Origin of the sequence: Pseudomonas sp. SWI7, assembly GCF_006351945.1 — a bacterium.
Classification (GTDB): domain Bacteria; phylum Pseudomonadota; class Gammaproteobacteria; order Pseudomonadales; family Pseudomonadaceae; genus Aquipseudomonas; species Aquipseudomonas fulva.
In genome coordinates this window covers 3,415,703-3,428,521 of record NZ_CP040930.1, presented here as the reverse complement: position 1 = coordinate 3,428,521, position 12,819 = coordinate 3,415,703, and the positions used below count along the sequence as shown (strand labels likewise).

Here is a 12,819-nt window from a genome sequence, read left to right as displayed (position 1 = left end):
ACATGGCGGGGTTTATCGAACGGCTCAAAGCGTTAGGTCAGGCTCCGCTGCAACGCCTCGATAAACACCTCCTCAGCCCGGCTCAACCGCTGGTCCCGGTTCCACAACACGTGGATATCCACATCGGCAATTCCCTCCTCTGGCGGCAGCTTCCACAGCAACCCAGCCGCCACATCCGGCGCCACCACATGCTCGGGCAGGCAGCCGATGCCAAAGCCGGCGATCACCAATCGGCGCACCTCCTCCAAACTCGGCGATGACGCCACGATCCGCCCGGAAAATCCCTGCTGGTCGCGGAAGATGGTTAGCGGCGAGAGCATGCCGCCAATCTGGTCACTGGTGAAGCTGACGAAGTTCTCCCGCTGCAGATCGCCCTCGGTCTGACCGAAAAGGGCATGGTGCTTGCCGCAGAAAAACGCATAGCGCTGACGCAGGAACGGCCGTTGCTCCAGCCGTGGCTGTGGCCGGCGATTAAGGCTCAGACCTGCCGTAGCGGTCTTTTCCTGCAAGGCGGCAATGATGTCCGAGCTGCGCATTACGTCGATTTCCAGGTCCACCCGCGGGTGCTGACGGTGGAAGTCCGCGAGTAAGTGATCGAAGCGTTCGCTGACGATGCGGCTGATCATCAGCAAGCGCACCTTGCCCACCAGTTCGTCCGCCGGCTGCTCTAGCAGGCCGCCGATCTGTGACATCTGCCCATACACCTCGCCGGCCAGCTGGAACAGCTGTTCGCCCATGTCGGTGAGCACGAAACGCGGCCCGCGGCGAGCGATCAGCTGGCGGCCAAGCTGCTCCTCAAGACGCTTGAGCGCCTGGCTTACGGCCGGTTGGGTCAGGTGCAGGCGTGCGGCGGCGCGGCTGATGGACAACTCCTGGCCAATCACCCGGAAGGTGCGCAGCAGGTTCCAGTCGAGGCGGTCGTTGAGCAGGCGATCGGACATGGCAGGCTCGATGATAAGCAAGGCTAATAGTTCGAATAATAAATAGAAAATTGACTAATCATAGCCCCCAGACGATAAATCGCAGTCATCGAGACCTGTAGCACCGATAAAAAGCCAAGCGCCACAAGAGCGCCGCCGTGACCATCAACTCCTGCCATAAAAACAAGCAAAGGAGCCCCCCATGAAGCCCACCGCTTCGCCCCAGCCGCGCCGTGCCGCCGCCGCCGCGTTCATCGGCACCATGATCGAGTGGTACGACTTCTATATCTATGCCACCGCCGCCGCCTTGGTGTTCGGTGCCTTGTTCTTCCCCTCCGACGACAACCTGTTCAGCACCATGGCCGCGTTCGGTACCTTCGCCGTGGGCTTTTTCGCCCGGCCGCTGGGTGGCATCGTCTTTGGCCATGTGGGCGACCGCATCGGGCGCAAGAAGTCGCTGGTCATCACCCTGTTAATGATGGGTATCGTCACCGTGTGCATCGGCCTGCTGCCGACTTACGCGCAGATTGGTGCCGCCGCGCCGGTGCTGCTGATCATCCTGCGGGTGATCCAGGGCATCGCCGTGGGTGGCGAGTGGGGTGGCGCGGTGCTGATGGCCGGTGAACATGCGCCCAAGGGCCGGCGCAATTTCTTCGCCTCGTTCGCCCAGCTGGGCAGCCCGGCAGGCCTGATCCTGTCGCTGCTGGCCTTTGGCGCAGTGACCCGCCTACCCGAAGAAGACCTGATGAGCTGGGGCTGGCGCGTGCCGTTCCTGGCCAGCGCGCTGTTGCTGCTGGTGGGCCTGGCGATTCGCCTGGGGGTCAACGAGTCGCCCGAATTCCTCGCCAGCCGCGAGCAGGCGGCGAGGGCTCAGCGCAAGGAGCAGACGCCGGTACTGGAAGTGCTTCGCACCGCCTGGCGCCCGCTGCTGCTGTGCATCGGCGCCAACACCCTGGGCATTGCCGGGGTCTATTTCACCAACACTTTCATGATCAGCTACACCACCCAGCAACTGCACTTGGAGCGCTCGCTGATCCTCGAATGCCTGTTCTTCGTGGCGATCATTCAGTTCTGCGTGCAGCCGCTGGCGGCGTGGCTGTCGGAAAAGCTCGGCGCCACCCGCTTCCTGGCCTTGGTCGCGCTGCTGGCGATGGCCTCGCCGTACCCAATGTTCGTGCTGGTCAGCTCTGGCCAAGGCCCAATGATAGTGCTCGGCATCGCCTTGGCGGCGGCCTGCATGGCCTCGTTCTACGCGGTGATCGCGGGCTACGTCAGCGGCATGTTCGACACCCGCGTGCGTTACACCGCGATTTCCCTGGCCTACCAAGTGTGCGGCGCCCTCGCGGGTGGCCTGACACCGCTGATCGGCACCTGGCTGGCCCACACCTTTACCGGCCAATGGTGGCCGATGGCGGTGTTCTACAGCCTCATCGCCAGCATTTCGCTGGTCTGCGTGCTGGCCCTGGCACGCCAGTACGCCCGAAGTCAGCGCCTGGAACTGGCCTGATCGATTCCTCTGATTGTGGAGTACCCGCACATGTTGAAAAGCGATGGCGAACGCCTGTGGGCGAGCCTGATGGCCATGGCCGAAATCGGCGCCACCGCCCGCGGCGGCAGCTGCCGCCTGGCCCTGAGCGACGAAGACAAGGCAGGCCGTGAACTGTTCAGCCACTGGTGCCGCGAGGCCGGCCTGACGCTGAGCGGGGATGCCATCGGCAACCTGTTCGCCCGCCGCGCCGGTAGCGATCCGGCTGCTGCTCCGGTGATGATGGGCAGCCACCTCGACACTCAGCCCGAAGGCGGCCGCTTCGATGGCGTCTATGGCGTGCTGGCCGGCCTGGAGGTGGTGCGCCGCCTCAACGACCTGAACATTCAAACCCGCAAGCCGCTGGAGATTGCCGTCTGGACCAACGAGGAGGGCGCCCGCTTCACCCCGGCCATGTTCGGCTCGGCGGTGTTCACCGGCACCCTTGCGCTGGACCAGGCCCTAGCCATCCTTGATGCCGATGGCGTCAGTGTCGCCGACGAACTGCGGCGCACCGGCTACGCCGGCCAGCGCCCGCTGGGTGGCCAAGTGGATGCCTACTTCGAGGCGCATATCGAGCAAGGCCCGATCCTGGAAGACAACGCCAAGGCCATCGGCGTGGTTAGCGGTGGCCAGGCCATCCGCTGGCTGGATGTCACCGTCGAGGGCCTGGCCGCCCACGCTGGCACCACGCCGATGCCGCTGCGCAAGGACGCCCTGTACGGCGCTGCGCAGATGATCCAGGCGGTCGAGCAACTGGCTGCCGACTTCGCCCCGCAAGGCCTGACCACCGTCGGTGAACTGTCGATCGCCAAGTCCTCGCGCAACACCATCCCTGGCGTGCTGCGCTTCACCGTCGACCTGCGGCACCACCGCGACGAATCCATCGAGGCCATGGAGCGCGACCTGACCGTAAAGCTGCAGGCCATCGCCAGCCAGCGCGGCCTGCAGGTGCGCATCGAGCGCCATTGGGTCAGCCCTGCCACGCCATTCGACGCCGACTGTGTGGCGGCCGTGCAGCAGGCGGTGGACGGCCTTGGCTATGCCCAGCAATCCATCGTCAGCGGCGCCGGCCATGACGCCATCCTGCTGGCCCGCTACTGCCCGACAGCGATGGTGTTCATCCCCTGTGTCGGCGGCCTGAGCCACAACGAAGCTGAAGACGTGCTGCCCGAGGATGCCCGCCAGGGCGTTGATGTACTGCTCAATGCCGTGCTGGCCCGCGCCGGCCAAGTCGAACAAGGAGAAGCCTGATGCGTTGTTACTTCCACCCCGAACAGCTGCTGCACCATCCGCGCAGCTACTACTCGCGCGGTGCCATGCGCACCCCGCAGGAAGTCCCCGAACGTGCCCAGCGCCTCCTGCAGGCCGCCAAGGATCTTGGCTTCGACATCCGCCAGCCCGCCGATGCTGGCCTGGCGCCACTCAAGGCCGTGCATGGCGAGGCCTACCTGGCGTTCCTCGAAGAGGCCCACGCACGCTGGAAGGAGGTACCCGAGGACTGGGGCGACGAGGTCATGTCGAACATCTTCGTGCGTGAACCCAACGCCCTGCGCGGCATCCTCGCCCAGGCCGGGCGCTACCTGGCCGACGGTAGCTGCCCGGTGGGCGAGAACACTTGGCGCTCGGCGTACTGGTCGGCACAGAGTGCAGTGGCCGGGGCCCAGGCCATTCTCGATGGTGAGCCGGCGGCCTATGCGCTGTGCCGGCCGCCGGGGCACCATGCCCGGTTCGATGCGGCCGGTGGGTTCTGTTACATCAACAATGCTGCCGTGGCCGCCCAGGCCTTGCGCAGCCGTTACAGCCGGGTGGCGATTCTCGATACCGACATGCACCACGGGCAGGGGATTCAGGAAATCTTCTACGAGCGTAACGATGTGTTGTACGTGTCGACCCACGGTGACCCGACCAACTTCTATCCAGGGGTGGCCGGGTTCGAGGACGAGCGCGGAAGTGGCGCGGGGGAGGGGTACAACCTCAACCTGCCGATTGCCCATGGGGCCAGCGAGGCGGACTTCATGGCGCAGCTGGAGGTAGCGCTGGATGCGGTGAAGGGCTTTGGTGCCGAAGTGTTGGTGCTGTCGCTCGGGGTCGATATCTACGAGCTGGATCCGCAGAGCAAGGTGGCGGTGACGACTGAAGGGTTTGCCGCGTTGGGTGAGCGGATTCGGTCACTGCGGTTGCCGTGCCTGATTGTGCAGGAGGGGGGATATCACCTGGAGAGCCTGGAGGCGAATGCGCAGGCGTTTTTTGCGGGCACGGTTGACTGGCGGTAAGGATCAGCAGGGGCGTGGGCGCTGGCATGAGCGGCGTTACACCGGTAAAGGTATCGAGGCTACCTTCCGAAAAGCCATGTGGGTGAGTGCCCTGCATGGCGGCTTTTGCAGTTGTTGTAGAAACGGGGAGTTTTGTCCATGCATCAGCCCGTCTAGGTTTGACCGCGTCAGCAGTCAGCAAACAAGTGTCCAAGCTTGAGAACACCCTTTCAATTCGATTGCTGAAACGCAGTGCGCGTAGGTTGAAGGTTAATGCCGAGGGTGCGCGAAATATATTCGCACTGAAAAGAGTTGCTGGAATCTTCGGCCACTGTATTTAGGTTGAAGGAAAGCTTTCTCGAAAGCCCGCAAGGGCTTATTCGTATCGCGGTGTCCCGCTCATTGCATGGAAGATGTCATCAACCAATCCCGTGGTTTCTAGCGCAATCTCCGGATGTCAATGTTCAGCTCATTTCCAATGTGGGCGCGTCGGACTTCTTCTGTCCCTCAGGAGCGGTGAGCCATAACGGCTGTGCCAACGATACAAGCTGCGAAGCTGAAGCCCTAAACCGCCCCGCAGCCCGTTGACCGGCCTACCTCGCTCACGCCTCGTGACAGACGCGCCCATCGACCAACGTATAGCGCACAGCACCCGGCAGGCAGTGCCCGATGAACGGGCAGTTGTCGCCACGGGAGTACCAATGCTCACCCGCCACGGTCGAGGCCTGTGGATCGAATACCACCAGGTCAGCCGCTGCCCCCACCTGCAACTGGCCAGCCGGCAGCCGCATCGCTCCAGCAGGACCGCAGGTCAGGCGCGCCAGCAACGTGGGCAGGTCGAGCAAGCCATCCTGTACCAGCGTCATGGCCAATGGCAGCAACACTTCCACGCTGCTGATACCCGGCTCCGTGGCGCCGAACGGGGCCAGCTTGGCATCGCGCTCATGAGGCTGGTGATGGCTGGCGATCGCCTGGATCACGCCGGTTTTCACCGCCTCGCGCAGGCCATCGCGGTCGGCAGCGCTACGCAGTGGCGGTTGCACGTGGTACAGGCTGGAAAATTCACGCAGCGATTCGTCGGTCAGGATCAGCTGGTACAACGCGACATCGGCAGTCACCGGCAGGCCAAGGCTTTGCGCCTGGGCGATCAACCGGGCGCCACGGGCGCTGGTGATCTGGGTGAAGTGAGCGCGAACACCTGTCTGCTCCACCAGCAGCAGGTTGCGCGCCAAGGCCACGGTTTCGGCAGTTTCAGGGATGCCGGGCAAACCCAGGAAGCTGGCCATGGCCCCTTCGTGGGCAAGGCCGCCCTGGGCCAGGTCGCGGTCCTGGGAGTGGAACACCACCGTCAGGTCGAACGTGGCGGCGTACTCCAGCGCACGGGCCAAAGTGCGGTTGTTGGGTATTTCCTTAAGGCCATTGCCAAAAGCGACGCAGCCGGTGTCGCGCAGGCCTACCAGTTCGGCCAGCTGCTCCCCCTCCAGGCCCTTGGTCAGCGCACCGATCGGGTAGACCTTGCTGTTGCCCGCCTCGCGGGCGCGGTCCAGGATCAGCTCGGCCACTGCCGAGGTGTCCAGGGCCGGGCGGGTCTGCGGCGGGCAGCACAGGCTGGTCACGCCACCGGCCACGGCCGCGCGGGTCTCGCTGGCGATGGTGCCTTTGCGGCTGTAGCCGGGCTCGCGCAGCGACACGCCCAGGTCCACCAGGCCAGGGGCGACGACCAGGCCATCGGCCTGAAGGGTGCGGCTAGCAGCAAAGCCAGCGGGCGCGGCGCCCATGGCGGCAATGCGGCCACCCTCCAGGTGCAGGTCGGTGACCTGGTCAAGGCCGCTTTGAGGGTCGATGACCCGGGCGCCAAGAATGCTGATGCTCACTGGGCGATCTCCTGGTCGAGTTGACGTTGTACGTTTTGCCCGCTCATGGCCATGGACAACACGGCCATGCGCACGGCGATCCCGTAGGTAACCTGGTTCAGGATCACCGAATGCTTGCCATCGGCCACGGCCGATTCGATTTCCACCCCACGGTTGATCGGGCCGGGATGCATGACGATGGCGTCCGGCTTGGCGCCTGCCAGGCGGGCGGTGGTCAGGCCGAACAGACGGTAGAACTCGCCTTCGCTGGGCAGCAGGCCACCGGTCATGCGCTCACGTTGCAGGCGTAGCATGATCACCACGTCCACATCCTTGAGGCCTTCTGCCAGGTCGGTGTACACCTTCACGCCATACTGCTCGATGCCGACGGGGATCAGGGTTTTGGGGCCGATCACGCGAATGTCCGGGCAACCCAGCGCCTTGAGCGCCAGCATGTCCGAACGCGCCACGCGCGAATGAAGGATATCGCCGACGATGGCAACCGATAGGTTCTCGAAGCCGCCCTTGTGACGGCGAATGGTGAGCATGTCGAGCATGCCCTGGGTCGGGTGCGCATGGCGGCCATCACCGCCGTTGATCACGGCAACCTCCGGGCACACGTGCTCGGCAATGAAGTGCGCCGCGCCCGAATCCGAGTGGCGCACCACGAACATGTCGGCCGCCATGGCTTCAAGGTTGCGCAAGGTATCGAACAGCGTCTCGCCCTTGCTGGTCGAGGAGGTCGACACGTTCAGGCTGATCACGTCGGCCGACAGGCGCTGGGCGGCCAGCTCGAACGTGGTCCGGGTTCGGGTCGAGTTCTCGAAGAAGACGTTGCACACCGTCTTGCCACGCAGCAGCGGCACTTTCTTCACGGCGCGGGCGCCGACTTCCAGGAAGGAATCGGCAGTGTCGAGAATTTCGGTCAGCAGTTCGCGGGGCAAACCGTCAAGCGAAAGGAAATGGCGCAGCTGGCCCTGATCATTGAGCTGCAGCGGGCGCTTGGCGTCGATTGGCGTCATCGCGGGGGACTCTTAAAGGGCGGTAGCGGGGGCGAGGTCCTGGCGCTCGAGGGCGAGCGGCGTGGGTCCGGTCAATTTTACCCGTTCATGGGCCGCCAATGACAAGGTGGCGCCGAGCACATTCGGGCGGATGGGCAGCTCGCCTGCATCCAGGTCCAGCAGGCAGACCAGGGTGACGCTGGCCGGACGGCCATAGTCGAACAGTTCGTTGAGGGCGGCACGAATGGTTCGACCGCTCATCAGCACGTCGTCTACCAGCACCAGGTGCTGGCCTTCGATTTCGAACGGCAGCTCCGAGGGGCGCACCTGCGGGTGCAGGCCATTCTGGCTGAAGTCGTCTCGATAGAACGACACGTCAAGCGTACCCATGGGGCTGGTGTCGTCCATGGCCTGTTGCAACGCCTGGGCCACCCACACACCGCCGGTGCGAATGCCGATGTAGCGTGGCTCGGCGATGGCGCGGCGGGCCAGATGGGCGCGAAGGTCGACAGCCATCTGCCGGATCAGCGCGGCAGGATCAGGTAGGCTCATTGCAGGTTCCTCGGAAGGGTGCGCCGGAGGCATCCGGCCGCGAAGATGATCAGGTATTGGCCTCCAGCCAGCTTTGCAGCAGCAGGGCGGCGGCGATAGCGTCGACCGGGTTGTCCCGGTACGTGCCGCGCTGGCCGCCACGGGCCATGCGCTCACCCTTGGCCTCGAACGTGGTCAGGCGTTCGTCATGGGTATGCACCGGCAGGTTGAAGCGCCCATTGAGGCGGCGGGCGAATTTTTCGGCGCGGGCGCTCATGTCGCTGGGGGTGCCGTCCATGTTCAGCGGCAGGCCGACGACAATGGCGTCAGGTTTCCATTCGGCGATCAGGCGCTCGACCTGGGCCCAATCCGGCACGCCATTCTGGGCGCGCAGCGTACACAGTTCACGGGCCTGGCCGGTGACCGCCTGGCCGACGGCAACGCCAATCTGCTTGGTGCCATAGTCGAAGCCCAGCAGCAGCCGGGGTGCGGCAAGTGCGTCGGCCATCAGGCGTGGCCCGCTTGGCTGGTCAGCAGGTGAAGGTTGATGCCAAGGCTTGCGGCCGCCGCTTCCAGGCGCAGCTCGCTGGTCATGGCAAACAGGATATCCGGGTCGAACGCACAGTTGAGCCAGGCGTTATCGGCCAGTTCGGCCTCCAGCTGGCCCGCTTCCCAGCCGGCGTAGCCCAAGGTGATCAGGCTCTTTTCCGGGCCCACGCCTTCCGCGATGGCGAACAGCACGTCCTGGGACGTGGAGAGCGAGAGGCCCTGGAGTTCCACCGTGGCCTGGTAGCTGCACTCGCTGGTGTGCAGCACGAAGCCGCGGTCGGTCTGCACCGGGCCGCCTTGGTAGATGGGCACCTGCAGGGTGCTGGCCGACGGGGTTTCGTCCGGGCGCAACTGCTCGAGGATGTCGGCCAGGTTCAGTTCCTGCGGCTTGTTCACCACAAGCCCCATCGCGCCATGAGCATTGTGCTCGACGATGTACGTGAGGGTCTGGGCGAAGTTCGGGTCGGCCATGTGCGGCATGGCGATCAGGAACTGGTGCTTGAGGTAGCTCGGCGTGAGGTTCTTCATGGGGGATAGTGTGGCGCCACCCGGCCACAGCTGCAAGCGTGCCGGCTCAGTTGCTGGACAACCGATCGCCTCTGGCGAAGCGCCAGGTGCGGATGATTTCCAACCGGTCGTACTCGGCCAGGTCACCGGTGAACGGTGCGAACGGTGCAGCCAGGCGCACAATGCGCTGGGCCGCCTGGTCCAGCACGGGCTGACCGGAGGATTCGAGCACCAGCACTTCGTAGAGTGACCCGTCGCGGTTGATCGAGACCATCATGCGCAGGTTGCCGTAGATCTGCTGCCGGCGTGCCTCGTCCGGGTAGTTCAGGTTGCCCACGCGTTCGACTTTCTTGCGCCACTCCTCCTTGTACCAGGCGCCCTTGTCGCGCATGGTCGAGGCCGCATTCAGGCGATGGATACGCGGGCGCTTGGCATATTGCTGCTGCTCATTGGCAAGCTCGGCTTCAAGGCTGGCGATCTGGCTGGACAGCTGCGAGCTGTCGAACTCCCGCACGGGCGTGCTCGGCTTGGGCTGGGGCTTGCTTTCCCGGGGCTTGGGCTCGACCTTCTGGGCCTTGGGGGCCTTGGTCGCGACCGCCGACTTCTGTGGAGGCGGCGGTACCTCGGGCCTGGCGGCAGGAGGCGGCGTGATCTTGTTGATCTTGGTGTCCTGGAAAGGCGCAAGCTCGGTGGTCTTGGGCACGGCCTTCTTGTCCAGGGTGCCGCTGCCTTGCTGGTTGTCCTGCGCCTGGAAATCAGCCTTTTCCGGCGGCTTTTCGCTCTTGAACGTGGCCAGGGTGATGTCCATGGTGCGGCTGATCTGCGCCGGCTTGACCACGGTAAAGCCCACTCCGAGGATCAACGCCAGGTGCACCAGCGCCGCCAGAAACAGCGTGAAGCCCAGCCTGTCCACCGGGCGAACGCGGGGCGGCAACAGGTCGGCGGGGATGTCAGCGGGCAGCGTCATCAGGTATCCAGGGGCATCGTCGAGCTACAAACGGCACGCGACAGTCAGCAGAAGCACGGGGCGGCCGTGCCGGGCTTGCAGCCTGTCGCTTGCGGGTGAGCATGATACCCCACGCCAGCCCGTTACCGAATGTCCGTGGTCAACGCGCCTTGAGCTGGCGATCAATGGCATCCATCAGCTGGCCGCCGATGTCGGTGCCGTAGGCGGCGTCGATTTCGCGGATGCAGGTGGGGCTGGTCACGTTGATTTCGGTGAGGTAGTCGCCGATCACGTCCAGGCCGACGAACAGCAGGCCTTTCTCGCGCAGTGTCGGGCCCACCTGGGCCGCGATCCAGCGGTCGCGCTCGCTCAAGGGGCGTGCCTCGCCGCGACCACCGGCTGCCAGGTTGCCACGGGTTTCGCCGCTGGCCGGAATACGGGCCAGGCAGTAGTCGATCGGCTCGCCGTCGATCATCAGGATGCGTTTGTCACCGTCCTTGATCGCCGGCAGGTAGGCCTGGGCCATGATCTGTTGAGTGCCCAGCAGGGTCAGGGTTTCGAGGATCACCGACAGGTTTGGGTCGCCCGCCCGGTGACGGAAGATCGACGTGCCGCCCATGCCATCCAGGGGCTTGAGGATCACATCGCCATGCTCGGCGGCGAATGCGCGGATGATGTCCGGGCGGCGGCTGACCAGGGTAGGCGGGGTGCACTGCGGGAACAGCGTGGCGAACAGCTTTTCGTTGCAGTCACGCAGGCTCTGGGGGCGGTTGACCACCAGCACGCCTTCGCTTTCGGCCTGTTCGAGCAGGTAGGTGCTGTAGACGAATTCCAGGTCGAAAGGCGGGTCCTTGCGCATCAGGATCACGTCCAGTTCGGCCAGGGCGCTGTCCTGCTCCTCGCCCAGCTCGAACCAGCGGGCCGGGTCTGCGAACACCGTCAATGGGCGCATGCGCGCACGGGCCTTGCCTTCGCCTTGATACAGGTCGCGCTGCTCCATGTAGAACAGGCTCCAGCCGCGTGCCTGGGCAGCCAGCAGCATGGCCAGCGAACTGTCCTTCTTGTAGGAGATGGACGCAATAGGGTCCATGACAATGCCGAGGCGAACGCTCATGGGGTGGTTCCTCTTGGCGGCGTGGCCGCGATGGATCGAAAGAAAAGTGGCTCAGGGTGGCGCCGCCAACGCCGCCGGTCAAGGGGCGCGGCAGATGGAATGGCTACCCGGACTGTGCTAAAAATGCAGCTTCAAGCCTTTGGCTACACGCCTCAAGCGAAAAGCGGCCATGGGCCCATGGGGCTTTCCTGTCGCGTGCCGCTTGCACCATGCAGCTCAATTCCCCCGGGTAGGCGTCTATGGAACAACCCCTGAAAGTGATGGTGATCGACGATTCACGCACCATTCGCCGCACGGCGCAGATGCTGCTCAGTGAGGTGGGCTGCGAGGTCATCACTGCCAGCGATGGCTTCGATGCCCTGGCCAAGATCGTCGATCACAACCCGGCCGTGATCTTCGTCGATGTCTTGATGCCGCGCCTGGACGGCTACCAGACGTGCGCGGTGATCAAGCAGAACAGCACCTTCAAGGACGTCCCGGTGATTCTGTTGTCGTCGCGCGACGGTTTGTTCGACAAGGCCCGCGGGCGTGTGGTCGGTTCTGATCAGTTTCTGACCAAGCCGTTTACCAAGGAAGAACTGATCGAGGCAATACAGGCCCATGTGCCTGGGTTTGCCACAGCCCAACAAACAGCACCCTGACCGTGCCCTGCCCTGGCACGGTCTTACGAATCCTGATGGGGAACCAGTATGGCCCGCGTTCTGATTGTCGACGATTCGCCGACAGAAATGTATAAGTTGACCCAATGGCTGGAAAAGCACGGGCACGAGGTACTCAAGGCCAATAACGGCGCCGATGGCGTGGCCCTTGCCCGGCAAGAGAAGCCGGATGCAGTGCTCATGGACATCGTGATGCCAGGCATGAACGGCTTCCAGGCCACTCGCCAGCTCAGCAAGGACCCGGAGACCAAGGCCATTCCGGTCATTGTGGTGACCACCAAGGACCAGGAGACCGACCGCATCTGGGCGACGCGCCAGGGCGCACGTGACTTCCTGACCAAGCCCGTGGAAGAAGATGCGCTGGTGCAAAAGCTCCAAGAGGTGCTGGGGGCTTGACCACACGCCCGCAGGGGGCGTCGCTGACCGCCTTCGAACTGTTGCTGGATATCGATCGCCGCTGCCGGCTGCTGGTGGCCGACCAGCCAGCTTCGGGTGACAGGTTGCAGCAGTGGAGCGGCATCGGTTTTCGTGTAGCCGGGCAATGGTTCGTCGCCCCCATGGGCGAGGTGGCCGAAGTGCTGCGTGAGCCCCGCAGTAGCCGAGTACCCGGTGTACAACCCTGGGTATGCGGGGTGGCCAATCTGCGTGGCCGGCTACTGCCCGTGATGGACCTGGGCCGTTTCCTCGGCCTGGGCAGTGCCGTGCCAGGCAAGCAGCGCCGCGTCCTGGTGCTCGATCACGAGGCGCTTTTCGTTGGTCTGCTGGTGGACGAAGTGGTGGGCCTGCAGCACTTTGCTATCGACAGCCTGCAACCTGCGCTGCCAGTGACCGATGCTGCCGGGCCCTTCGTTCAGGGGCGCTTCGAACGCGACCACGACTACTGGGCGATCTTCAGCCCCTTTGCCCTGGCCCAGGCACCGGGCTTTCTCGATGTGGCGTTATAGGACCTTGCAAACGTG

General features: G+C 64.4%; 15 protein-coding genes. 7 read left to right on the top strand and 8 right to left on the bottom strand.

Translation table 11 applies throughout. The annotated features are described in order from the left end of the window. Positions 1-32: 32 nt before the first annotated feature. Positions 33-941 (bottom strand): LysR family transcriptional regulator, encoded by a 909-nt coding sequence (locus tag FH041_RS15710; protein ID WP_049696732.1) that lies wholly within the window; start codon positions 939-941, stop codon positions 33-35. 181 nt (positions 942-1,122) lie between these two features. Between FH041_RS15710 and FH041_RS15705 the strand changes: the two genes are divergently transcribed. The 4 genes from FH041_RS15705 to FH041_RS23270 all read left to right on the top strand — a co-directional run bounded on the left by FH041_RS15705 (position 1,123) and on the right by FH041_RS23270 (position 5,041). After that, positions 1,123-2,427 carry an MFS transporter gene (locus FH041_RS15705; protein ID WP_049696731.1) on the top strand — a complete coding sequence of 435 codons (1,305 nt, stop codon included), beginning with the start codon at positions 1,123-1,125 and terminating at the stop codon, positions 2,425-2,427. Positions 2,428-2,457: 30 nt separating this feature from the next. Beyond that, positions 2,458-3,699: a Zn-dependent hydrolase gene (locus FH041_RS15700; RefSeq protein WP_049696730.1), complete on the top strand. Its 1,242-nt coding sequence runs from the start codon at positions 2,458-2,460 to the stop codon at positions 3,697-3,699. After that, a complete protein-coding gene (locus tag FH041_RS15695) occupies positions 3,699-4,721 on the top strand; it encodes a histone deacetylase family protein (protein ID WP_140174840.1) in 1,023 nt (340 codons plus the stop codon). Before FH041_RS15700 ends, FH041_RS15695 begins: the two co-directional genes overlap by 1 nt. A gap of 95 nt (positions 4,722-4,816) precedes the next feature. Beyond that, the gene (locus tag FH041_RS23270) at positions 4,817-5,041 is read left to right on the top strand and encodes a LysR family transcriptional regulator (RefSeq protein WP_080992926.1); all 225 of its coding nucleotides are present in this window, start codon (positions 4,817-4,819) and stop codon (positions 5,039-5,041) included. A 261-nt stretch (positions 5,042-5,302) separates the two neighbouring features. Here FH041_RS23270 and FH041_RS15685 read toward each other — a convergent pair whose 3' ends face one another. From FH041_RS15685 to gshB, 7 genes are all read right to left on the bottom strand, one after another. Then, positions 5,303-6,574 (bottom strand): dihydroorotase, encoded by a 1,272-nt coding sequence (locus tag FH041_RS15685; protein ID WP_027914041.1) that lies wholly within the window; start codon positions 6,572-6,574, stop codon positions 5,303-5,305. After that, the gene (locus FH041_RS15680) at positions 6,571-7,575 is read right to left on the bottom strand and encodes an aspartate carbamoyltransferase catalytic subunit (protein WP_027914040.1); all 1,005 of its coding nucleotides are present in this window, start codon (positions 7,573-7,575) and stop codon (positions 6,571-6,573) included. The genes FH041_RS15685 and FH041_RS15680 overlap by 4 nt, the downstream gene beginning before the upstream one ends. Positions 7,576-7,587: 12 nt before the next feature. Further along, complete coding sequence (gene pyrR / locus FH041_RS15675; RefSeq protein ID WP_023533003.1) at positions 7,588-8,106, bottom strand: bifunctional pyr operon transcriptional regulator/uracil phosphoribosyltransferase PyrR; 519 nt, start codon at positions 8,104-8,106, stop codon at positions 7,588-7,590. Between the two features lie 49 nt (positions 8,107-8,155). Next, positions 8,156-8,593 carry a Holliday junction resolvase RuvX gene (gene ruvX, locus FH041_RS15670; RefSeq protein ID WP_028687253.1) on the bottom strand — a complete coding sequence of 146 codons (438 nt, stop codon included), beginning with the start codon at positions 8,591-8,593 and terminating at the stop codon, positions 8,156-8,158. Then, positions 8,593-9,162, bottom strand: coding sequence for a YqgE/AlgH family protein (locus tag FH041_RS15665; RefSeq protein WP_027914039.1), 570 nt, complete (start codon positions 9,160-9,162; stop codon positions 8,593-8,595). The genes ruvX and FH041_RS15665 overlap by 1 nt, the downstream gene beginning before the upstream one ends. A 46-nt stretch (positions 9,163-9,208) precedes the next feature. Next, positions 9,209-10,108: an energy transducer TonB gene (locus tag FH041_RS15660; RefSeq protein ID WP_027914038.1), complete on the bottom strand. Its 900-nt coding sequence runs from the start codon at positions 10,106-10,108 to the stop codon at positions 9,209-9,211. Positions 10,109-10,247: 139 nt separating this feature from the next. Then, positions 10,248-11,201: a glutathione synthase gene (gene gshB / locus FH041_RS15655; RefSeq protein WP_027914037.1), complete on the bottom strand. Its 954-nt coding sequence runs from the start codon at positions 11,199-11,201 to the stop codon at positions 10,248-10,250. 239 nt (positions 11,202-11,440) lie between these two features. Between gshB and FH041_RS15650 the strand changes: the two genes are divergently transcribed. From FH041_RS15650 to FH041_RS15640, 3 genes are read left to right on the top strand one after another with little or no spacing between them, the layout of a single operon-like run. Then, positions 11,441-11,842 (top strand): PleD family two-component system response regulator, encoded by a 402-nt coding sequence (locus FH041_RS15650; RefSeq protein WP_027914036.1) that lies wholly within the window; start codon positions 11,441-11,443, stop codon positions 11,840-11,842. Between the two features lie 48 nt (positions 11,843-11,890). Beyond that, a complete protein-coding gene (pilH, locus tag FH041_RS15645) occupies positions 11,891-12,256 on the top strand; it encodes a twitching motility response regulator PilH (RefSeq protein ID WP_027914035.1) in 366 nt (121 codons plus the stop codon). Continuing rightward, positions 12,253-12,804, top strand: coding sequence for a chemotaxis protein CheW (locus FH041_RS15640; RefSeq protein WP_027914034.1), 552 nt, complete (start codon positions 12,253-12,255; stop codon positions 12,802-12,804). The genes pilH and FH041_RS15640 overlap by 4 nt, the downstream gene beginning before the upstream one ends. Positions 12,805-12,819 lie beyond the last annotated feature (15 nt).

Coding starts and splice junctions, on each gene's coding strand:
- FH041_RS15710 (WP_049696732.1), bottom strand. CDS start 941: ATGTCCGATCGCCTGCTCAACGACCGCCTCGACTGGAACCTGCTGCGC.
- FH041_RS15705 (WP_049696731.1), top strand. CDS start 1,123: ATGAAGCCCACCGCTTCGCCCCAGCCGCGCCGTGCCGCCGCCGCCGCG.
- FH041_RS15700 (WP_049696730.1), top strand. CDS start 2,458: ATGTTGAAAAGCGATGGCGAACGCCTGTGGGCGAGCCTGATGGCCATG.
- FH041_RS15695 (WP_140174840.1), top strand. CDS start 3,699: ATGCGTTGTTACTTCCACCCCGAACAGCTGCTGCACCATCCGCGCAGC.
- FH041_RS23270 (WP_080992926.1), top strand. CDS start 4,817: ATGGCGGCTTTTGCAGTTGTTGTAGAAACGGGGAGTTTTGTCCATGCA.
- FH041_RS15680 (WP_027914040.1), bottom strand. CDS start 7,575: ATGACGCCAATCGACGCCAAGCGCCCGCTGCAGCTCAATGATCAGGGC.
- pyrR (WP_023533003.1), bottom strand. CDS start 8,106: ATGAGCCTACCTGATCCTGCCGCGCTGATCCGGCAGATGGCTGTCGAC.
- ruvX (WP_028687253.1), bottom strand. CDS start 8,593: ATGGCCGACGCACTTGCCGCACCCCGGCTGCTGCTGGGCTTCGACTAT.
- FH041_RS15665 (WP_027914039.1), bottom strand. CDS start 9,162: ATGAAGAACCTCACGCCGAGCTACCTCAAGCACCAGTTCCTGATCGCC.
- FH041_RS15660 (WP_027914038.1), bottom strand. CDS start 10,108: ATGACGCTGCCCGCTGACATCCCCGCCGACCTGTTGCCGCCCCGCGTT.
- gshB (WP_027914037.1), bottom strand. CDS start 11,201: ATGAGCGTTCGCCTCGGCATTGTCATGGACCCTATTGCGTCCATCTCC.
- FH041_RS15650 (WP_027914036.1), top strand. CDS start 11,441: ATGGAACAACCCCTGAAAGTGATGGTGATCGACGATTCACGCACCATT.
- pilH (WP_027914035.1), top strand. CDS start 11,891: ATGGCCCGCGTTCTGATTGTCGACGATTCGCCGACAGAAATGTATAAG.